The organism is Dysgonomonas sp. UBA7630 (assembly GCF_002483985.1).
Taxonomy (GTDB): Bacteria; Bacteroidota; Bacteroidia; order Bacteroidales; family Dysgonomonadaceae; genus Dysgonomonas.
Map to the genome: position 1 here is coordinate 139,046 of NZ_DLIY01000034.1, position 20,512 is coordinate 159,557.

The 20,512-nt window shown below is 38.4% G+C and carries 17 protein-coding genes; 12 read left to right on the forward strand and 5 right to left on the reverse strand.

Annotated features, from left to right (window positions below):
* Positions 1-5 precede the first annotated feature (5 nt).
* Entirely contained in the window at positions 6-1,250 is a 1,245-nt protein-coding gene (locus B3P17_RS13810) for an ABC transporter permease (RefSeq protein ID WP_252637124.1), read from the forward strand.
* 4 nt (positions 1,251-1,254) lie between these two features.
* Here the strand turns inward: B3P17_RS13810 and rlmH are convergent, their stop codons facing one another.
* Positions 1,255-1,728 carry a 23S rRNA (pseudouridine(1915)-N(3))-methyltransferase RlmH gene (gene rlmH, locus B3P17_RS13815; protein ID WP_252637126.1) on the reverse strand — a complete coding sequence of 158 codons (474 nt, stop codon included), beginning with the start codon at positions 1,726-1,728 and terminating at the stop codon, positions 1,255-1,257.
* 79 nt (positions 1,729-1,807) lie between these two features.
* Positions 1,808-2,635, reverse strand: a complete 828-nt coding sequence (locus tag B3P17_RS13820; protein WP_252637128.1) for a sugar phosphate isomerase/epimerase family protein — start codon at positions 2,633-2,635, stop codon at positions 1,808-1,810.
* Between the two features lie 141 nt (positions 2,636-2,776).
* Here B3P17_RS13820 and B3P17_RS13825 point away from each other — a divergent pair, with 141 nt between their 5' ends.
* The 5 genes from B3P17_RS13825 to B3P17_RS13845 all read left to right on the forward strand — a co-directional run bounded on the left by B3P17_RS13825 (position 2,777) and on the right by B3P17_RS13845 (position 7,140).
* A complete protein-coding gene (locus B3P17_RS13825) occupies positions 2,777-3,124 on the forward strand; it encodes an MGMT family protein (protein ID WP_252637131.1) in 348 nt (115 codons plus the stop codon).
* A gap of 348 nt (positions 3,125-3,472) precedes the next feature.
* Positions 3,473-4,339 carry a nucleoside phosphorylase gene (locus B3P17_RS13830; protein ID WP_252637133.1) on the forward strand — a complete coding sequence of 289 codons (867 nt, stop codon included), beginning with the start codon at positions 3,473-3,475 and terminating at the stop codon, positions 4,337-4,339.
* A gap of 280 nt (positions 4,340-4,619) precedes the next feature.
* Positions 4,620-4,952 carry a SanA/YdcF family protein gene (locus B3P17_RS13835; protein ID WP_291105917.1) on the forward strand — a complete coding sequence of 111 codons (333 nt, stop codon included), beginning with the start codon at positions 4,620-4,622 and terminating at the stop codon, positions 4,950-4,952.
* Between the two features lie 98 nt (positions 4,953-5,050).
* Positions 5,051-6,193 carry a porin gene (locus tag B3P17_RS13840; RefSeq protein ID WP_252637137.1) on the forward strand — a complete coding sequence of 381 codons (1,143 nt, stop codon included), beginning with the start codon at positions 5,051-5,053 and terminating at the stop codon, positions 6,191-6,193.
* Between the two features lie 89 nt (positions 6,194-6,282).
* Positions 6,283-7,140 carry a beta-1,6-N-acetylglucosaminyltransferase gene (locus B3P17_RS13845; RefSeq protein ID WP_252637139.1) on the forward strand — a complete coding sequence of 286 codons (858 nt, stop codon included), beginning with the start codon at positions 6,283-6,285 and terminating at the stop codon, positions 7,138-7,140.
* A gap of 48 nt (positions 7,141-7,188) precedes the next feature.
* Here B3P17_RS13845 and B3P17_RS13850 read toward each other — a convergent pair whose 3' ends face one another.
* Together B3P17_RS13850 and B3P17_RS13855 are read right to left on the reverse strand one after the other, a co-directional pair.
* A complete protein-coding gene (locus B3P17_RS13850) occupies positions 7,189-9,324 on the reverse strand; it encodes a GH92 family glycosyl hydrolase (RefSeq protein ID WP_291105920.1) in 2,136 nt (711 codons plus the stop codon).
* A gap of 144 nt (positions 9,325-9,468) precedes the next feature.
* Positions 9,469-9,840: a 2-amino-4-hydroxy-6-hydroxymethyldihydropteridine diphosphokinase gene (locus B3P17_RS13855; RefSeq protein ID WP_252637143.1), complete on the reverse strand. Its 372-nt coding sequence runs from the start codon at positions 9,838-9,840 to the stop codon at positions 9,469-9,471.
* Between the two features lie 98 nt (positions 9,841-9,938).
* Here B3P17_RS13855 and kdsB point away from each other — a divergent pair, with 98 nt between their 5' ends.
* The 6 genes from kdsB (at position 9,939) to B3P17_RS13885 (ending at position 19,504) form a co-directional block, all read left to right on the forward strand.
* Positions 9,939-10,682, forward strand: coding sequence for a 3-deoxy-manno-octulosonate cytidylyltransferase (kdsB, locus tag B3P17_RS13860; RefSeq protein WP_252637147.1), 744 nt, complete (start codon positions 9,939-9,941; stop codon positions 10,680-10,682).
* A 102-nt stretch (positions 10,683-10,784) separates the two neighbouring features.
* On the forward strand, positions 10,785-11,438 hold the full coding sequence (locus B3P17_RS13865; protein WP_252637149.1) for a TetR/AcrR family transcriptional regulator: 654 nt from the start codon (positions 10,785-10,787) through the stop codon (positions 11,436-11,438).
* Between the two features lie 2 nt (positions 11,439-11,440).
* On the forward strand, positions 11,441-15,688 hold the full coding sequence (locus tag B3P17_RS13870) for an acyl-CoA dehydratase activase (protein WP_252637151.1): 4,248 nt from the start codon (positions 11,441-11,443) through the stop codon (positions 15,686-15,688).
* Between the two features lie 204 nt (positions 15,689-15,892).
* Positions 15,893-17,662 carry an ArnT family glycosyltransferase gene (locus B3P17_RS13875; protein ID WP_252637153.1) on the forward strand — a complete coding sequence of 590 codons (1,770 nt, stop codon included), beginning with the start codon at positions 15,893-15,895 and terminating at the stop codon, positions 17,660-17,662.
* Between the two features lie 28 nt (positions 17,663-17,690).
* Positions 17,691-18,164 carry a GtrA family protein gene (locus tag B3P17_RS13880; protein WP_252637154.1) on the forward strand — a complete coding sequence of 158 codons (474 nt, stop codon included), beginning with the start codon at positions 17,691-17,693 and terminating at the stop codon, positions 18,162-18,164.
* Between the two features lie 212 nt (positions 18,165-18,376).
* Positions 18,377-19,504 (forward strand): hypothetical protein, encoded by a 1,128-nt coding sequence (locus tag B3P17_RS13885; protein ID WP_291105925.1) that lies wholly within the window; start codon positions 18,377-18,379, stop codon positions 19,502-19,504.
* An 11-nt stretch (positions 19,505-19,515) separates the two neighbouring features.
* Here the strand turns inward: B3P17_RS13885 and B3P17_RS13890 are convergent, their stop codons facing one another.
* Positions 19,516-20,406, reverse strand: coding sequence for a bile acid:sodium symporter family protein (locus B3P17_RS13890; RefSeq protein WP_252637158.1), 891 nt, complete (start codon positions 20,404-20,406; stop codon positions 19,516-19,518).
* Positions 20,407-20,512: the final 106 nt, after the last annotated feature.

Here is a 20,512-nt window from a genome sequence, read left to right on the forward strand (position 1 = left end):
AAAAATTGAACTTAGAGTTATTTATAGCCAAGCGGATCCATTTTAGTAAAGGCGAAGGAGAGAAAAAAGCGTCTTCACCTGCTATTAAAATCGCTATTGCAGGTGTTGCAATAGGATTGGCAGCTATGATTCTGGCATTGTCTATTGTTATCGGTTTTAAGAAAGAGGTGCGCAACAAGGTTGTTGGCTTCGGCTCTCATATTCAGATTACCAACCTGAATAACACCACGTCTTACGAAACATTGCCGGTAGCTGTTACTCCCGGTCTTTTAGATACATTGAGCCATGAGACGGGTATAGCACATGCGCAAATATATGCTACAAAACCGGGTATCATAAAAACAGATAGTGCATTTCAGGGGATAATTCTAAAAGGGGTAGGGAAAGACTACGATTGGGACTTCTTCAAGAAGAATATGATTGACGGTAAGATTATCAACCCTGATGATACAACAATCACCAATCAGGTTATTATCTCCAAGAATATAGCCGATAAACTTAATCTGAAGACAGGCGATAGTTTTATTTCGTATTTTGTTCAGGAACGCAGTGCCCGTAAGTTTAATATTACGGGGATATACAGTACCAATTTTGAAGATTACGACAAACTATTTGTTGTAACAGATATCCGACTTATACAAAGGCTTAATAAGTGGCAACCCGATCAGGTAAGCGGTATAGAGCTGCTCGTTAACGATTTTGACCAACTGGATCAGCTTACACAGAACATATATTTAGATATGATGACTTATCGGGATGTGGATGGTAATACATTTCTAACCCGATCTATTAAAGAGATGAACCCGATGATATTCAGTTGGCTCGATCTGTTGGATATGAATGTATGGGTAATCATGATCTTGATGTTTGCCATTTCTGTATTTACGATGATATCGGGATTGCTTATTATAATCTTGGAGCGCACCAATATGATTGGTATACTTAAAACCCTTGGTGCACGAAATTTTAATATCCGCAAAACATTTCTCTATGTGTCTTCATTCCTGATATTGAAAGGTATGTTGTGGGGAAATATTATAGCCCTAACTGTGCTGTTGCTTCAACGGTATTTTGGCTTGATAAAGCTAGATCCCAATACTTACTATGTATCCGAAATGCCGGTGGATATAAATATATTACACATTATTCTGATCAACATTGCTACCTTAACCTTGTCGGTGTTGGCTATGGTTGGGCCTTCTTATCTGATAGCAAAAATATCTCCTGCAAAATCACTTCGTTTCGAATAAGAGATTATTCGTGATGGTAAGGTTCGTTGTTTAAGATTGTCATTGCTCTATACAACTGTTCCACAAATATAAGACGTACCATCTGGTGCGAAAAAGTCATGCGTGATAAAGTTAGTTTTTCATTCGCCTTTTGATATACTGCTTCCGAGAAACCATAAGGGCCTCCAATGGCAAATATAAGCCGCTTGCTTACGGTATGTGTTTTCTTTTCTATATAGGTGGCAAATTGCATGGAGGTATATTCTTTTCCCTTGTCATCCAGCAGAACGAGATAATCTCCCGGCTGTACGTTTTTTAATATCAACTCACCTTCCTTCTCCTTTTGCTGTTCCATCGTAAGGCTTTTGGTGTTCTTTATGTCAGGTATAATTTGTATCTCGAAAGGGATATAATGTTCCAATCTTTTCTGATATTCGTTGATAGCCTCTACAAAATAGCCTGCATCGGTTTTGCCTATAGCGAGAAGAATGATTTTCATATTTTCTAGTTTTTTCATTACAAAAATAGGCAACAATTTCTTGCTGCCTATCCTGTTGTATCAAAAATAAGTTTTTCCCTTATTTCGTTGCATCAATCACACCTCTGAAATAACCTATAGATTCGGCTATTCCGGCTAAAGGGGCCTTCATATTTCGCTCGTATTCGAGGCTGCAAGCTCCTGAGTATTTTACTTCGCGAAGCATTCTCACAAAAGTAGGAATGTCTATTATACCCCGACCGATTTCACCTGTCTTTCCGGCTTTAGTTGCTGCGGTTGTATTCTTCATATGGATGTCGAACACTCTGTCGCTGTATTTTTTTAGGTCGGCAATCGGATCATGTCCTGCACGTGCATCATGACCAATGTCGAGACACATTCCGATACGAGAGTCTAGGTCTTTTACATGTTCATAGATATCAGCTGCATGCGGATATAGTTCGATGTCGGGACCATGAAGATGAATGGCATATTTGAAATCATATTCTTTTACTTTCTTGTCTACATAAGGTAGTAGTTCATGATTGGGAACACCTACGATAAGTTTTACGCCAACACGTTTGGCATAATAAAACGCTTTGTCCACTTCTTCTTTGGTCTTCATATAGATAGGACCTACAGCATAACCTGTAACATCATACTTTGCCAGTTTAGCATGGAATGCGGCAATTTCTTCGTCGGTACTATTCAGCGGAAGATGAAAATCTTTGATGCAAAGATAGTGAACATCTACCTCTTGCATCATTTTGAGGGTCTCATCCAGATTGAAATTTACAAATGTATATCCGGCTATGGCTACCTTAAATAATTCGCCATCATCTCGTTGCGTTTTCTCGGGTTCATTGGCAAAAAGAATTGTTGTGTGCGCGCACACTAAAAGTAGGAATAATCTTAGTGTTTTACTCATGGGTTACTTTTTTAGATATTTAGATTTTTATTTAAGATCATCACGGTGTACAAATATAACAATTCTCATAGAATAATATATCCTTATAGTTAAAGCTTATATCTTTATATTTTATAAAATAGAGCTTGTAATAAAAGAAGAATGGCACATTTGGATAAAGAAGATTTCAGACGAGGAGTGTATGATGTTGTGAGGATTATTCCGTATGGTCGGGCTACAAGTTATGGCGCAATCGCTAAGGCTATCGGCTATCCCAATATGTCACGTTTGGTAGGTAGGGTGATGGGAGAGTGCAATTCTGTCATTTCCGGTATTCCGGCGCATAGGGTAGTAAATAGTCAGGGTGTACTCTCAGCCAAAGAAGCATTCGGAAACTCGAACGAAATGCAGAAGCTCTTAGAAGAGGAAGGAGTTAATGTTATAAATGACCGAATCGCCAATTGGAAGAAAGTATTCTGGGATCCTACCCAAGAGTTGACTATCGAATAAATTCCTTTATAGGAATTCGCTTTCTAAGAATAAAATTATCTAATAGAGTAAGCTTTGAAGTAATAGGCAAAAAAAAATGAGGTATTTGTTTTATTGCAAAAAACTCTGTGTTACTCTTTTTACTCTGTGGTTTTTTTAAGGATGGATATGAGCGAATGCGACAACAATTTCTTTTTGTAACTGATATGTAAAATAAAAAAAAGGTAACAACAAAAAACATTTCAAAAAGTGTCACTTTTGTCANNTTGGTTGTTTTTTGGGTTTTGTCACTTTTTATATGAATAGTAACTAAAGAATAGAACCAAGTAAAACAATTTATATCTTTGTAAATAAACACAAATAAACGATATGAGAATAATTCCCGATTCAGAACTGATTATAAATAGTGATGGCAGTGTTTTTCACTTACATCTAAAGCCGGAACAATTATCGGGCAAAATAATAATGATGGGCGACCCCGACAGAGTGAGCCTTACCGCGTCTTTTTTTGATAGTGTAGAATGTGATATCCAAAGCCGGGAGTTCCATACGATTACCGGAACGTATAAAGGGAAGCGCATTACCGCTCTTTCGCATGGTATCGGCCCCGATAATATAGATATTGTAATTACAGAATTGGATGCGTTGGCTAATGTTGATTTCAAGACACGTGAAGTAAAGAAAGACTTCAAACAGCTCACAATGGTGCGTGTAGGAACATCAGGAGGATTGCAGCCTCATTGCCCAATTGGTTCGTATGTGGTTGCTGCAAAGTCGATCGGTTTCGACGGAGTACTCAACTATTATGCAAATCGTGATAAAGTGACATTGGCTGACTTTGAGGATACCTTTAAGAAACATGTTGGCTGGAATCCCCAGCACTGCGCTCCGTATGTTGTAAAGGCCGATGAGGAATTGGTAGAACGCATAGGACATGACATGATAAAAGGTGTTACCATATCTGCCATTGGCTTTTATGGGCCACAGGGGCGATATGTACGCATGCCATTGGCTAATCCTGATCTCAATAGTAAAATAGAGTCATTCAGGTTTGGGGAAGATTCGATTACCAACTACGAGATGGAAAGCGCACCGTTGGCAGGAATGAGCCGGTTGATGGGGCATAAGGCCATGACTGTATGCACAATAATAGCCAATCGTTTGGCAGGAGAATCAAACTCAAACTACAAGGGTTCGATAGAAGATTTAATAAAGAAGGTATTGGAGCGTATTTAATGAAGACAAAGACAAAAAAGAGGCTCAAGCGGATGTTTTGGGTATTATCAATCGGACTGATTTTATCAGTTTTAGCAATCCTTTTTGCTAATTGGAAAATCCCTCACGATTCCAAAGGTTTTGTATATGATGAGGTAGATAGCATACCCCCTCAGAAAGCGGCGTTGGTTTTGGGTGCTGCTAAGAATATAGGCAATCGTCCCAATTTATACTTCACTTACCGCATTCAGGCTGCGAAAGAATTATANNCAGCCGCAAAGATTATAATGAGGCAGACGATATGCGTGCCGCTCTTGTCGAAGCCGGCGTGCCCGACAGTATTATACATTGCGATTATGCGGGCTTGCGTACGCTCGATTCGGTGGTGAGGATGAATGAAATATTTGGTCAGGATTCGTTTATTGTCGTGTCGCAAGAGTTTCATAACGAACGGGCTGTGTTTTTGGCTCAGAATTACGGGCTGACAGCCTATGGATATAATGCAAAAGATTTGTCACTTAACCGCTCGTCATACAGAACAAAAATAAGGGAGTTATTTGCAAGGGTCAAAGTCTTTGTGGATATCGCTACAGGCAAAGAGCCAAAGTATCTGGGAGAAAAGATTAAAATCTGAAATCTTGTAAGAATTACGATGTTGCTGATATTAGATGGAAACACTAATTTTGTCGCTTCTTTAAATAAGGTTAATTTAAACAATAATAAATTATATTAATGAAAAAACTCTTATTCGTGCTCTCTCTATGTGTAGCATGTACCCTTGTGTATGCTCAGGACTCAAATAGTGAACTGTTAAAAAAATTAGTGGAGAAAAATATATTGACTCAAAGTGAAGCCGACTCGATACGAGGAAATGCACCAGCTAAAAGTGCATTGGGAAACGGGACTACCGAAAAAATCAGGCAGGCTTTTAATACTCCATACATGCGTTTCGGAGGATATGGATTATTCATGTACAGATATAGCGATGTAGCGAATGTTAAGCATGACTTTGAGCCGAGAGTAATATTCTTATCGATGCGTGGCGAACTCACCAAAAATTTGAAATACTTTATTCTGGCAGAGTTTGTTAACCCAATGCCATACGAGTTTTGGGGAGAATGGACTCCGGCCAAAGAGTTTAATATCAGGCTGGGACAGATGAAGACGCCTCTTTCGCTCGAAAATCAAATATCATTAACCGATATTGAAGGAGTTTTCAACACTCGTTCTATTTCTGCTCTTATCGGAATGGGCGATGATGTACAGAGACAACAAAATAATAAGAATAATACAGGACGTGATGCCGGTGTGATGGCATACGGTAACTTGTTGAAAACGCAAACGCATGATCTGCTCGAATATAAGATAGGTTTGTTTCAGGGGACAGGTATTAATACTACAGAAAATAATAACTCAAAAGACTTTGCTGCAAACTTGATGCTTCAACCCATAAAGAATTTTAGAATTGGTGGAGGAGTATATCTTGGAGAAGCTAAGTATATAAAACCCGGAGAAACAGAGAAGAATGATCATGTTCGTAACCGTTGGATTGCAAGCTCCGATTATCGTTCAGAGAGAGTGTATGCTCGTGCTGAATGGATAAGAGGTAATGATGGAGGTATCAGCAAAGAAGGTCTTCACGGAATGGGGCTCTATTATTTTGTTCCTAAAAAGTTCAATGCTTTTGCAAAGGTAGACTATCTGAATCAGAATAGAGATACAAGCAAGGAGGTGATTGATTATACACTGGGCTTGAATTATTATTTTTACGGAGCATGCCGTTTTCAGATAAATTATACTTACTCAGATTATTCAAAGAGTTGGGGTGAGAAAAATTCGAATGCTGTATTAGGGCAAATGCAGATTGTATTTTGATCAGACATTCACGAAATATAAAAAGGTTATTTCGAAAGGAATAACCTTTTTCAGTACATTTGTATTGATATCTTAAAAAATATAGTCTGATGAAGATCTGCTACCTTATATTAGCTCATAATAATTTCAGGCATTTAGATCGTCTGATTGATGCATTGGATGATGCAGATAGCACTTTCTATATTCATTTAGACAAGAAGGCAGGGCAGAGCTATATCCCTAAAAAGAGTAACGCTACAATTATTCCTACCTCCATTGATATAAACTGGGGAGGGATTTCTATGATAGAGGCTACATTGTCTCTCTTGGAATTTGGAGTACAACATTCCTCTGATGCTGAATATTATATATTGTTTAGTGGTGTAGATTATCCTATCCGGTCGAAGGCTTTCTTGAATAAGCTATTAGAAAAGAGAAAAGAGTATATAGATATTGCACCTCTCCCTGTGCCATATAAGCCTGCGGAACGTTACGAGTATTATTACTTCGATTATAATCGGCGCAATCTGAAGCATTACAACCCCAAGTTCTTAATTGAGGTGTTGCTTAAAAAGTTGAGGATAAAAAGAAAAGCTCCTTTTAAGATATATGCCGGTTCACAGTGGTTTGCTCTTACCCGTGAATGCGTGGGATATATTCTGAATACCGTAAAGGATGATAGACGGTATCTTGACTTTTTCCGTCATACATTAGTGCCGGATGAAGCTTTCTTCCAGACAATTATAGGTAACTCTCGCTATAGAGATAGAACACATGCAAACCTTACATATACCGATTGGGATGTACCTAATCCTCCTGCTACAATAGAGCAGCGTCATATTGATCTGTTAGAAACTCGCATGGAATTCAATGATGAGTTTGGGCGGCGATTCCCTTATTTTGCTCGTAAGTTTAATGATGATAGTGAAAGTATTATAGAGAGGATTCGTACCGTCCTTTGGAAATAAGGTTAGTTTAGCAGAATCCTCTTCTAAAAAGTCATATCACCTAAGTGGCTATTGATTGGTCGTAATTACCAGTTCTTTGCCTTTCCTCAAGTCGCTATGAGATATAAAGTAACCGTCAACTTTCTTACCTCCATAAGTAATATTGGTAATTTTCCTGCCTGAGTTTTTCTTGCTTATAGAAAACTGAGTGCTATCACCGAACGTGAATTCTACCTTGTCGAAAATAGGGACAGATATGATGTACGAAGGGTCGGCAGGTGAATATGTATAAAGCCCGATGGCGTTAAATACGTACCATGAAGACATTTCTCCGGCATCGTCCATTCCGGCAAGAGCCAGTTGATGTTTGCCCATTCCGTAGAAGTGATTGAGGCAGCTATCTAATATAACTTGTGATTTTTCTTGTTTGTCGACAAAATAATATAGGAAAGGGAAGCTATGATCGGGCTGATTTCCGTGGCAATATTGCCCAACAAATCCCGACAGGTTATGTGCCTCATATCCTCCCCAAGGAATAGTAAATAGAGAGTCAACCTTCTTTTCGAAGTCTTCTTTACTTTTATAAAGATTAATCAACCCTTTAGTATCGTGTGGTGCAAAGAACGATGATTGCCAGGCATTCGCTTCACGGTACAGATATTCATAGTAAGGGAATTCCGGATCGAAAGGGGTGACCCATTCACCATTTTCGAGTCGTCCTCTCATTAGTTCGGTAGAAGGGTCGAAGAGGTTCTTGTAATTGCCGGTTCTTTTCATCAGCATATTGTAGTTCTCCTCGTCTCCCAACTCTTTAGCTAATAGAGCAACAGCGTAGTCGTCGTAAGCATATTCGAGCGTTTTTGTAACAGCAGCTTTTGCTACAGTTTCTATCTTCGGGTTTTTTATGTCCATCTCAGAAATATATCCTTTTGCTATATATTCCATCAGATGAGGACGACCTCCTTCTACTGTGGCATTTTTCAGAATGAGATGATATGCTTTGTTCACATCAAATCCTCTTAGTCCTCTCAAGTAAGAGCCTGTCACGAAAGTGGAAGCGTGGTCGCCATGAAAGAATGTAGGCATAAACCCGGTCTTTTCTCCTTTGTCGGTGATGGAGTTAATCACGTCTGCTGCAACATCGGGCGAAATCATTCCGAGCAAGATAAGTTTATTTCGATAGTCGTCCCAAAACGATGGGTCGGTATAATAGCGGAACCCCTTGTTTACGACTTCACCTTTCGCATCGGTAAACTCTCCATTTACATCACTTCTTAGTGCCGGCCATAGGAACGAACGATATAATGAGGAATAGAATACCCATCTTTGCTTTTCAGTGCCACCCGAGACTTTTATTTTTGATAATAGGTTTTCCCATGTTTCTGTAGCTTCATTCCTTATTTCGGCGAAGTCTTTGTTGCCTATTTCTTTCTCTAGGTTTTCTTTTGCATTCTTGATGCTAACGAAAGAGAATCCTATTTTTAAATCCAGAGGTTCTTTGTTATTCTCAAAGTTTACGATTGACAGGCTTTTGCTTTCACCTCTTATCGAATCTATGTTTTTTATTGCTTGATTGGAAACCGCATAGAAGTACATTTTTTCGCTATTCTCCTGAAAGCCTGAGAATACGTTTTCGCTTTCTTGCGCTATTTGCCAATCCTTAATCCTTTCGTTTGACGTAGAGAGATCTATTATCAGCTTTTTATCCTTTCCGGCTTCAAATGTATACCTGTGATATGCACAGCGCAGGGTTGATGTCATTTCTGCATTTATTCCATATCGTTGGAGGAAAACCTGATAATAGCCGGGATGAGCAGATTCGTTGTTGTGGCTATATGTCGAACAATAGTCATCTGCACTGAAGTTCCCTGTTGCGGGCAGAATCGGGATATGACAAAGGTTCCAATGACCTTTGTTGGTATGTGTAAAGGCATATATAACAGTGTCTTCGTATTGGTAGCCGGAGCCGCTTCTGAACAATGTGACCGGGCTTACCTGAACCATTGCATTGGGGAGGGACGATCCGGGGAATACTTCGGCACCCCAAGTTCTGCGAGTTGGCTTGTAGCCTAAGTCGATACTATCCCATAGTGTGGCTGTTCCTAAAAACGGATTTACATAGTCTGTATACCTTATTTGTTGCCTTTGGGCACAGCCGGTTGCAACCAATAATAGGCTAATAATAATTAGATTAAATTTATTCATGTGTTAATAGATTATGGTGATAACAAATGTTTTATGGATTAAAAAATCCTTATGTAAAAATACTTTGTTTGTATAATCTATATGTGTTTGTTAAAGAACAAATTGGAGGTGTGTCACAAAACTATACTAGATTGTCTCAGATGCTTATTTTTTTAAGCTGGGTAGTAGGTCTACAATATACTTGCGACTAACATCGGCAGGCTTCAGAACTTCATCATTCCAGATAACGAGGTCGATGTCGATTTTTACAATCCCTTTTTCTTTGTCATGAGAATCACGCCCCATCTGCTGCTCTATAGACTTAAGCCGAAGATGGACTTCTTCTTTTTCCTGATCAGTATATACAACTGCCAGTTGGTTTAGGAAGTCATTTTTATAGTGTACCCCGTAAGGAGTAGTGACAGAAGTGTCGGAGTAAGCGATCTCTCCAAAAGAGCTGTCGAGTAGTTGATGACAGAGCTTCAAATTTGTTTCTGTATCTTCATTTGTTCCTATGCAGAGAAGCGCCTTATTCATAATTAGGTGCAAATATACACTGCATTTTCGAAATAGAATGAACGGTGAAACTTTATTTATGGGGCATTTTTATACATTTGTAGGATAATAGTAAAAATATGAAGTTTATAGCAATCATTCCGGCTCGATATGCCTCTACTCGTTTTCCTGGAAAGCCACTGGCAGATATGGGGGGTAAACCGATGATACAACGTGTATATGAACAGGTGAAGCGAGCGGTTCACGATGTATGGGTTGCAACAGATGATTCCCGCATCTTCGAAACTGTAAAGGCGTTCGGGGGAAAAGCTGTTATGACTTCAACAGACCATCGTAGTGGAACCGACCGTATTCAAGAAGCCTATTTTAAGATTGGGGAAGATTTTGATGTGGTTATCAATGTGCAAGGGGATGAGCCGTTCATTCAGCCCGAGCAAATCGAATCTCTGAAAGAGTGTTTTGATAGCAAAGATGTGGAGTTGGCAACGTTGGTAAAACCTTTCAAAAAAGAAGATGGCTTTGATGTTTTGTTCAATCCTAATTCTCCGAAGGTAGTTATAAATAAGAAGAGCGAAGCAATCTATTTTAGTCGTTCCATTGTTCCATATATACGAGATGCCCATCATACAGAATGGCTTGATAAACATATATTTTATAAGCATATAGGGATGTATGCCTATCGAGTGGATGTGTTAAAAGAAATCACACAACTGCCGCAATCTTCACTCGAGAAAGCTGAATCGCTGGAGCAACTCCGTTGGATAGAAAACGGCTACCGCATACGAGTGGGGTATACAGATGTGGAAACAATAGGTATCGATACTCCCGAAGATATGGAAAGAGCGATAACGCTGCTGAAATAAGTAAGCCTTAAACAACAATATAGATTTCTGTTTATGAGTTAAACGCTTGTTTAAGTTGATTTTATTTTTTATTTTTGCTTCTTAAACAATCGTTTAGAACACATGTTTAATAATGAAGATTCTTCGGAAGTAAGGAAACGGATTCTGAGTGAAGCACAAATCCTTTTCATAAAAAACGGCTACAAAGGCACCAGTGTCAGGGATATAGCTAAGGCTTCGGGTACGAATGTGGCAATGGTAAATTATTATTTCCAGTCGAAATATAATTTATTTGAGATTATATTCGAAGACGCATTGGATGTGCTTACCAAAAGAATATTCGAGACCGTAACCTCCGATCTTCCATTTTTTGAGTTAATCGAAACATGGATACACACTTACTATGAAATTCTATTTCAATATCCCGAAATTGCAGCATTTATTCTAAATGAAGTGAGCCTCAATCCGGAGGGACTCACTCAGCGGATAAAGAATAAAAATCCCTACAGTTCTTTCAGTAAGATAGAAAAGCGTATAGCCGAAGAAGTGGAGAAGGGAACAATAAGAAAAACGCCTGCAGCAGATTTTTTATTGAATATATTGTCTTTATGCATGTTCCCTTTTATGTTTGGAAATCTGGCTAAAACTTTGATGGAAATTCCGTCAGGCGTTTACAATGAGCTGATAGCCAATCATGAAAAATATGTGATAGAATTTACTATAAACGCACTGAAACCGTGCGATAATGAGATCAAACGAAATAAATTAACACAATAGTTATGAATAAGGAACAACAATATAAAATGGGAATTGATGTTGGGTCAACAACCGTCAAAATTGTAGTTTTGGATGATAATAATACAATTATTTACAAATCATACTGTAGGCATCAGGCGAATATACAGCAGACTCTGATAGCCGAACTGCAAAAGGTGATTGAAGTATATCCCCAAGCAAAGTTTACAATAAATATATCAGGATCAGCGGGAATGGGTATTGGCGAACGTGTCGGTATTTCATTTGTACAGGAAGTTGTTGCTGCCGTGGAGGTGGTAAAGAATGTTTACCCTGCTGCTCATACATTGATCGACTTGGGAGGAGAAGATGCTAAAATGGTATTCTTCAGCGAGGGTCGTCACCCTGATATACGGATGAATGGGAGTTGTGCCGGAGGGACAGGTGCTTTTATAGATCAGATGGCGAGTCTGATGAATATTACCATCGAAGAGTTAGGGGTAAAGGCGCTGGATTTTGACAAAATATATCCGATAGCCTCACGTTGTGGTGTATTTGCTAAGACTGACGTCCAGAATCTTATTAGCCGGAACATCCCCGTTTCGGATATCTCTGCTTCTATACTTCATGCCGTTGCCTTACAATCGGTAACTACTCTTGCACGTGGGTGTGAAATTATCCCTAAGATAATCTGTATCGGGGGACCGTTGACTTTTATCCCTGCGTTGCGAAACGCTTTTCGTGAAGTGCTTAAGATACAGAGTGAAGATATAATTGTTCCCGAGAATGGGGAATATTTCCCTGCATGGGGTTCTGCTCTTTATCACGAAGCTGATGCAAAAACGTTTGATTTGAACGAATTGGTGGATAAACTTTCGGAGTCTACATCGTCAAACCATAGTGATGCGCTCGAACCACTCTTCAATGACGAGCTTGAATATATTGAGTGGGATGCGAACCGCAATGTAAAAGCCTTGAAGTTTAAACCTCTGGGTGAGGAGAAGTATGTAGAATGTTTTCTGGGTATAGATTCTGGATCTACTACATCTAAAGTCGTAGTGATGGATACAGATGCCAATATCATATATAAGTTTTATGGTAATAACGAAGGAAATCCTCTGAGAAAAGTGATGGAGGGGCTATCCTTATTCTATAAAGAAGCTCAAGAGAAAGGTGTAACTGTGAAATTCCTTTCGTCAGCAGCTACAGGCTACGGCGAAGATTTGATGAAGTCTGCTCTGGGGCTCGATTATGGAATTGTAGAGACCATAGCGCACTTGTCAGGGGCACAATATGTTGATCCCGATGTATCGTTCGTACTCGACATAGGAGGACAAGACATAAAGTCAATCTTTATCAACAATGGGTTGATCTCGAATATAGAGCTGAATGAAGCTTGCTCTGCGGGCTGTGGCTCGTTTCTGCAAAACTTTGCATCTACAATGAGCATGGAGCTTTCTGATTTTGCTCGTGCTGCTTGCCTGGCAAAGTATCCAAGTGATCTGGGTTCTCGTTGTACGGTGTTTATGAACTCAAAGGTAAAACAGTCTTTAAGGGAGAATGCTGGAAATGATGATATTGCGGCTGGTTTGGCTTACTCTGTGGTTAAGAACTGTTTGTTTAAGGTTCTCAAAATATCTAACCTGAAACAGCTTGGAGACCATATTGTTGTACAAGGAGGTACGTTCCGTAACGATGCCGTTTATCGTGCATTAGAAATGTTGTCGGGTAAGACTGTGAGTTCTACTGATCATCCGGAATTGATGGGAGCTTTGGGTGCCGCATTATATTCTCAACGATTATGGGAGAAAAACCAAAACGCAACAACTTTCTCAGGAGAAGAGGCTTTGTTTGATCTGTCTACAATTAACTCTAAGGAGTTGACCTGTAAAGGTTGTACAAACCTATGCTCGGTATTACGATTCAAGTTTAACAATGGGAATATCAGCTATGCTGGAAATAAATGTGAGAAAGTTTTCTATAATAAAAATAATGATCGTAAGGAAGGCTATAATGCTTTTGATAGGAAAAATGAAATCCTTTTCAATCGTCCTGTAAAGGCTGATAATATAGAAAAAGGAAAAACGATAGGCATCCCTCGTGTGCTGAATATGTTCGATAATTATCCATTCTGGCATACTCTATTTACAGCATGCGGATTTAATGTGAGATTATCTCCCGAATCTACGTTCCCGTTATATCAAAAAGGAGTGGGAGGGGTGATGTCTGATAATATTTGTTTTCCTGCCAAGCTTGTACACGGACATATACTTGCTCTGATAGAGCAAAAGGTAGACAGGATTTTTTATCCGATTGTACCTAAAGAAGAAAAAGAATTCGGGCAATCGTCTAACTCTTTCAATTGTCCTGTAGTTAGTGGATACCCTGATGTTATACAAAGTTCGATAGATCCATCAGGCAGACACGGTATCCCTTATGATGAGCCGGTGATAACATTCAGCAGCGATAAGGCTTTGGCTAGAGGCTGTTATAATTACTTGTCGGGTTTGGGAGTATCTAAGGATGTTTTTGATAAGGCATTTCAACAAGCTTTAGTTGTAAAAGATAGTTTAAAACAAGAGCTTTATGGCTATCAGAAAGAGTTGTTAGATAAAGCCTTAGAGACGGGAGAGTTGACATTTATCGTTGCAGGTCGTCCATATCATACAGACCCGTTGATTCATCAGAAAGTAGGTCAGATATTTTCAGACCTCGGGGTTATAGTACTTACCGATGATGTATTTCGTAAGCCCGAAAGTCAAGGCTTTAGTAAATTGAATATTATTTCGCAATGGTCTTACCCCAACCGTGTAGTACAGGCTGCGATGGAAGTAGCTAAGTTACCCCAAAATATACAGTTGGTACAGCTCAACTCCTTTGGTTGTGGTCCCGACTCCTTCTTTATGGACGAGACGCGTGATATATTGAAGGCTGCCGGCAAAAATATAACCGTTCTTCGTATCGATGAGATAGCCAGTCCGGGCTCTATTCGTTTGCGTTTGCGCTCATTGGTAGAGTCACTCAAAGCTGTAAAGTCTTATGATCTGGTAGCAAGTAATTCATATAAAGGCTATTCTGCTCCATATAAAAAAGAGAAAGACAAAAATAAAACGGTTCTTATTCCTTGGCTTTGTGATTTTATATCTCCATTTGCCCCGGCATTGGGTGAAATTCTTGGGTTGAAGGTAGAGAATCTTCCTAAATCGAACAAAGTATCTGCTGATCTTGGTTTGATGTATGGAAACAATGAAGTGTGCTATCCGTCTACCCTCATTTTGGGAGATATTATCAATGCACTCCAATCGGGAAACCATGATGCGAAAGATATTGTGCTTGCAATTACACAGACAGGAGGTCAGTGCCGTGCTACAAACTATATAGCACAGATCAAGACCGGATTGCAAAATGCAGGATTCAATGATATTCCTGTAATAGCACTCAGCTCGGGAGAAACATATCAGAATGACGAGAGTGAATTTACGTTGGAATGGAAAAAAATAGCAAAGATCGCAGTTCCAATTGTATTGTATGGCGATGGTCTGCAACAGATGCATAGTGCTATTTCTGTGCGTGAAAAAAAGGAAGGAGCGTCGCAGCAGATATTTGATTTCTATATCGAACGAGGGATCGATGCCGTTCGGGCAAAGGATGCGAAAACGTTGTATAGGTTATTGAAAGAGGCTGTTGAGGACTTTAATAATGTGCCTATTTACGATAAAGAATATTCTAAAGTGGGGCTTATAGGAGAAATATTTGTGAAGTACAACAATTATGCACAAGCAAATATATCCGAGTGGTTGCGGTCTCGTAATGTAGAAGTTTCTACTCCTCCATTGTTAGATTTTCTTATGCAGTTCTTTGTAAACAGTAAGGTAAATGTCGAAAATGGACTTAGTGAAGAAACCATTTTTTCGAAGACTCTAAAACCCCTTATCTGGTGGTATATCAATAGCAAGGTGAAAAGATCGGAGAAGATATTGAGCAAGTTCAAGTTTTATGAGCCCTCAGAATCTATATATGCAAAGGCAGAAGCGGCTTCAGAAGTTTTAGACCTCTCCAATCAGTTTGGGGAAGGTTGGCTTATCCCTGGAGAAATTGCTCATTATGCTCGTAAGGGTGTAAACAAAGTTGTTTGTCTGCAACCATTCGGGTGTATTGCGAATCATATTGTAGCCAAGGGGGTAGAAAAGCGGATTAAGGAAATCTATCCGAATATGAATATCTTGTATCTGGATATCGATGGAGGTATTGCAGAGGTTAACTTGCAAAATCGTCTGCATTTTATGATATGATGACCAGTTGTCTCACAGCTTTGTAAATTCATATATGTTGTTTCTGAACGGAGAAAATAGTTCTAGACCTTAAAGTTTTTCTCTATTCAGAAACAATATTTTAGTATGCTATTTTGTCCAATATCAAAATTATAACTGTAGCAAGTACCTGTAATTAAAAAAATAAAAACTTATATTTGCAGAAATATTCAGTCATAACTATCTATGAAGAAATCCCATTTTCTGCAAACATTATACTTGCAAAAACCTCTCTTCCTGATTCTTCTTATAGCGACCTTATCTACTCTTCCTTGGATAGGATTAGGAGATTTTTATACCAAAGGTGAGCCTCGTGAGGCTGCATTGGCCGTATCGATGATCGAGAAAGGAGAGTGGGTTATTCCTTCCAGTTATGCAGATGAATTTGCATATAAACCGCCATTTAATCATTGGCTTATAGCCGGCTTTTCTTTAGCCCTGACGCATGGCGAAGTTACCCCTTTTACATCGCGTCTGCCATCTACAATTGCATTTATTGCTATGATTGGGGTTTGCTTTATGTTTTTTGCTCGTCGCAGACCTGTTATAGAGGCTTTTGTTTCGTGTCTTATCCTGATTACCTGCTTCGAAATACACAGGGCTGCCATGACTACTCGGGTAGATATGGTACTTACATTTCTCCTTGTGGCAGCGATTATTCAAATGTATGCTTGGTATCAAAAGCGGCGGGTGTATCAGCTTATTTCCATCTGGCTGCTTCTTAGTATGGCTACCCTCACCAAGGGTCCTATAGGGGTCTTGCTGCCATGCATGATATTCGGCGTGTTTTTGTTGTTCCAGAAAGAAAACTTCTTTAAAGCAACAGTAAAATGTATTTTGATTGCACTTCCTGCCTTTATTATACCTCTGATTTGGTATTATGCTGCTTATAAGGTAAAAGGAGAGGCATTCTTCGACCGTGTGTTCTATGAGAATTTTGGCAGATTTCTTCATCTGAAGGCTGCTGATATGGATGCAAGCTATGAGTTGGGACATGACGGGCCGTTTTGGATTTACATCGTATATCTGGTATCAGGCTTTTTACCTTGGACTATTTTGCTTGTGATTTCTCTTTTCTTTTTGAAATATAAAAGAGTGAGTGGATCGGTAAAACAAATCATAAACAATATTGCCGGTAAAATAATGACTATGGACAAAGCGCTTTTGTATAGCCTTATAGTTATTGTTGTTTCGCTATTGTTCTATTCTATTCCTGTGTCGAAAAGGAGCGTATATATAATGCCCGTGTATCCATTTATCGCAATATTTATCGCTCGCTTTTTTATCTATCTTGTTGATGCAAAACCGAAAGCGGTTCGTATTTCAACCTCTATTCTGTTAGGAATCTCAATTATCGCTCTTCTGATAATAGGACTCGCATATACACGAGTTATTGATATAGAAGTTATTGCAGGATATTTTGCCAAGAGAGAGAGAACCCTTCAGGATATCAAAATCTTCTCGGACATGTTCAAGTTTCCGGGTTGGTTAGGCTTATTTGGAATTTCGATTTTGCTATGTGCTACGATTAATAGCATTTATTTGTTACGCAAAAAAATCAATATAAAGATATTGATGGCAGGTTTTGGAATCATGTTTTCTATCAATGTTTTCATGGATTCTTATTTGCTGTCTAATTTTAAAGATACTTATTCGGCTCGCCCATTTGCTGAAATGATTTCTGAGAAATATAAGCCCGATGGAGAGATATACGTTACGAATAATCTGAGAAAGTATTTCAATCTCTATGCGTTAAATTTTTATCTGCACAATAACTTTAAGAACATAGATTTAGAATCCCCAAAAGAAGGTTATTTTGTAACCTTAGAGAAATATTCAGAGAGTATTCGTCAAGAATATGGAAATAGATATGAGTTTGAACTTTTAGAAAAAAGCGATAAGTTAAACGAATACAGAACCTCGATGTTATTTTATAGAATAAAATCAAGGAATTAATTCAGCCTTAGCAAACGATTGGAGACACATGAAGCAACAAATTAGTAACCTGATTAAAAGTGATTCGATAAAACAATTGATAAAATATGGTCTCGTTGGTGTAGTGGGACTTGTTATTGATATGGGTGTTTACTACTTACTGGTTACTAAATATTCTGTGCATTACCCTTTTTCAGTTCATATCAGTACTCTTTTGGGTGGAAGGATGTCTGTTGGGATGCTTGATATTCTTATTTCCAATATTATAAGTTCCACTCTGGCTGTGATTAATAATTTTATACTAAACAGCTATTTTACATTTAAGGTAACTGATAACAAGCTGAAGCGCTTTACTTCTTTTGCCGGTATAGCTTTGGTAGGCATGGTTATAAGCTCCATGTTGCTTACATTGTTTATTGGGGTCATGAAGATGGATGATATGTTGGCAAAAGCATTTGCTATATGTATTGTGGCTGCTATTCAATTTATAATCAATAAGTTTTTTACTTTCAAGCAAAAGTGAGGATAGGTAAGACATAATATTTTAACATTATAAATGCAATAATTACACGAGCAACTAAAAACAAAATTCCATATTAATTGTTCTATTAGGAATAACGATAACCTTACTTATATTGTATTCTAAAATTTTACAATGAACTACCGGTAAGAAGGGATATTCAGTAGTGTTTATTGTTTATTTCAGCTAGATTTTTTTTGAATTTTTAATGTGGAATGCTTAACAAAGGTATAAAAAAATATGTGTCTAACCCGGTAATCGGGCTTTTACCATTTCTATTATATGTAATACTTCATATAGCAAATGTGGAAGAGGGATTAGCGCTAGTTATCAGTCTTTTCTCAGCTATAGTTGGGGAGTTTCTTGTCCGTCTGTGTTGCAAAACCCGAGGTTTTAGTATTACATTCTATATTTCAGCAATAGCTATTTTTATTACCTTGTTTATCTGGTTGCTAACTCATAAATATAGTTGGCAATTAAATACCTATCTGGTGATATGCGAAATTGTAATAATATGTCTCTTTATGCTTTTAAGAGTAAGTAAGACATATATTGCCACACGATTTTTTCGACATAGAAACCATCTTCAGAAGGCACTCATGAGCGAGTTTTATGGTTGTGCAACACTTGTTCAGTACGGTTTGACTTTACATATTTTTGCCATATTATTATATCGACAGTTCTCTTTTAATTATAACTTTTTGCGCTCATCGGATATCGTTATATTCGTTGCTACGCCGGTCTTTATTATCTCTCTGATAGGGATATATCAAACGGTGAAAGTAGGCAATTTGGTTTCTAAACTTAAACAAGAAGATTGGATTCCTATCGTTACAGAGAAAGGGGAAGTTACAGGTAAAATAGCCAAGAGCGTATCTTTGAATATGAAGAACCGATTCATGCATCCTGTTGTTCGGGTGGCTCTCATCTCAGGATCGAAGATATATTTGCAGGAACGTCCCAAGAATGATTTGCTGAACCCTTCGAAACTGGATTATCCGTTCGAAAAATATATGCTCTTCAATCATGAGATCAACCTGTCGGCACGAAACAGTATAAGGCGAATGCTTGGTGAAGAAACAAATATTCCTTTGAAATTTGTTCTCAAATATGTGTTTGAAAATGATGATACAAAGCGTTTGAATTTCTTGTTTGTAGCCAATGTTGACGATGAGTTTAGTATAAAGAGAACCGGAAAATTGAATGGAAAGTTCTGGACTATAAAACAAGTTGAGGCGGGTTTTGCCGATGAAATCTTTAGTGAATGTTTTGAACTGGAATTTGAATACCTTAAAAATATGGTATTGCTATCTCCTGAGAATCAAGGGAATCAATCTGTATAAAAAAACTCCCGTCATAGGGTTTTTCTTTTTCTCCATACCTGATAAGAATTAACCACATTTTGCCACAATACATAAGCTCCGGGTCCTAACGATGATATAGGATTTAGATATGTTTGAGCCATCCAGATAGCAAGGATGGTATTTTTTTGTCCTAATCCCTGTCCTCCGGCTATCGTGTCGTTGTAATAAGTGCCTAAACGGCGTCCCACAAGAAATTGAGCTATGCAAATAGCCAAAGCCGATAAAGCGACCGACAGTTCTATTATAAAATTGGGACTTTCTTGGTCAATTATAAACTGTACGGTTTTCCCTGTAATAATAACCAACGCTATCGACCAAAGATAAAAAGACAATCCTTTTGCTTTTTGAATCTCATGATGTACTCTGGGTAATAACCTCTTGAGTAAGAATGCGCCAAACAGAGGAAGAAATAATAGTATTGAGACTTTTTGAAATACAATCCAAAATGATTGAAGAAATGAACTTGACTCTATTTCTCCCGTATATGAAAACAGGATGGGTGCAACAATAACAATGACCATGTTGCAGAGTAAGCTATAAGCCATCAGGCTAGGAACATTCCCTCCAAGCATGCCTGTTATTACAGGTGCAGATGTGGCTGTGGGGGCTAAAACGCAAATCATTGCCCCTTGAGCGACAATGGGATTTAAAGGGCGAAGTAATACGTAAACCCCAATACTTCCCAATATCTGTATGGCAATAAGCCAAAAATGCAGCCGGGAAAAATGTATCTCCTTAAACGAAATATTGCAATAGGTGATCAATAGCATTAATGCTATGAGGTAAGGGGTAAGGAACGACAGTTCGCCCATATATTTGTGTAACAGAATGCCGGTAAGCATAGCTATGGGCATCATGTACGATTTAATCTTATTCAGCATGATTGGCTTATTGAAGATGTAAAATTAGCAAATATATTCCCTTTGAAGCCCTAATAAAGGTAAAATCATAAAAAAGAAAAAAAAGAAGTAAATTGAAATATTTTTA

Excerpts from the sequence above, each read along its gene's own strand:
- B3P17_RS13875 (WP_252637153.1), top strand. The coding sequence starts at position 15,893 with ATGAAGAAATCCCATTTTCTGCAAACATTATACTTGCAAAAACCTCTC.
- B3P17_RS13830 (WP_252637133.1), top strand. The coding sequence starts at position 3,473 with ATGAGAATAATTCCCGATTCAGAACTGATTATAAATAGTGATGGCAGT.
- B3P17_RS13870 (WP_252637151.1), top strand. The coding sequence starts at position 11,441 with ATGAATAAGGAACAACAATATAAAATGGGAATTGATGTTGGGTCAACA.
- rlmH (WP_252637126.1), bottom strand. The coding sequence starts at position 1,728 with ATGAAAATCATTCTTCTCGCTATAGGCAAAACCGATGCAGGCTATTTT.
- B3P17_RS13890 (WP_252637158.1), bottom strand. The coding sequence starts at position 20,406 with ATGCTGAATAAGATTAAATCGTACATGATGCCCATAGCTATGCTTACC.
- B3P17_RS13825 (WP_252637131.1), top strand. The coding sequence starts at position 2,777 with ATGGCACATTTGGATAAAGAAGATTTCAGACGAGGAGTGTATGATGTT.
- B3P17_RS13885 (WP_291105925.1), top strand. The coding sequence starts at position 18,377 with ATGCTTAACAAAGGTATAAAAAAATATGTGTCTAACCCGGTAATCGGG.
- B3P17_RS13850 (WP_291105920.1), bottom strand. The coding sequence starts at position 9,324 with ATGAATAAATTTAATCTAATTATTATTAGCCTATTATTGGTTGCAACC.
- B3P17_RS13840 (WP_252637137.1), top strand. The coding sequence starts at position 5,051 with ATGAAAAAACTCTTATTCGTGCTCTCTCTATGTGTAGCATGTACCCTT.
- B3P17_RS13865 (WP_252637149.1), top strand. The coding sequence starts at position 10,785 with ATGTTTAATAATGAAGATTCTTCGGAAGTAAGGAAACGGATTCTGAGT.
- B3P17_RS13855 (WP_252637143.1), bottom strand. The coding sequence starts at position 9,840 with ATGAATAAGGCGCTTCTCTGCATAGGAACAAATGAAGATACAGAAACA.
- kdsB (WP_252637147.1), top strand. The coding sequence starts at position 9,939 with ATGAAGTTTATAGCAATCATTCCGGCTCGATATGCCTCTACTCGTTTT.
- B3P17_RS13845 (WP_252637139.1), top strand. The coding sequence starts at position 6,283 with ATGAAGATCTGCTACCTTATATTAGCTCATAATAATTTCAGGCATTTA.
- B3P17_RS13835 (WP_291105917.1), top strand. The coding sequence starts at position 4,620 with ATGCGTGCCGCTCTTGTCGAAGCCGGCGTGCCCGACAGTATTATACAT.
- B3P17_RS13820 (WP_252637128.1), bottom strand. The coding sequence starts at position 2,635 with ATGAGTAAAACACTAAGATTATTCCTACTTTTAGTGTGCGCGCACACA.
- B3P17_RS13880 (WP_252637154.1), top strand. The coding sequence starts at position 17,691 with ATGAAGCAACAAATTAGTAACCTGATTAAAAGTGATTCGATAAAACAA.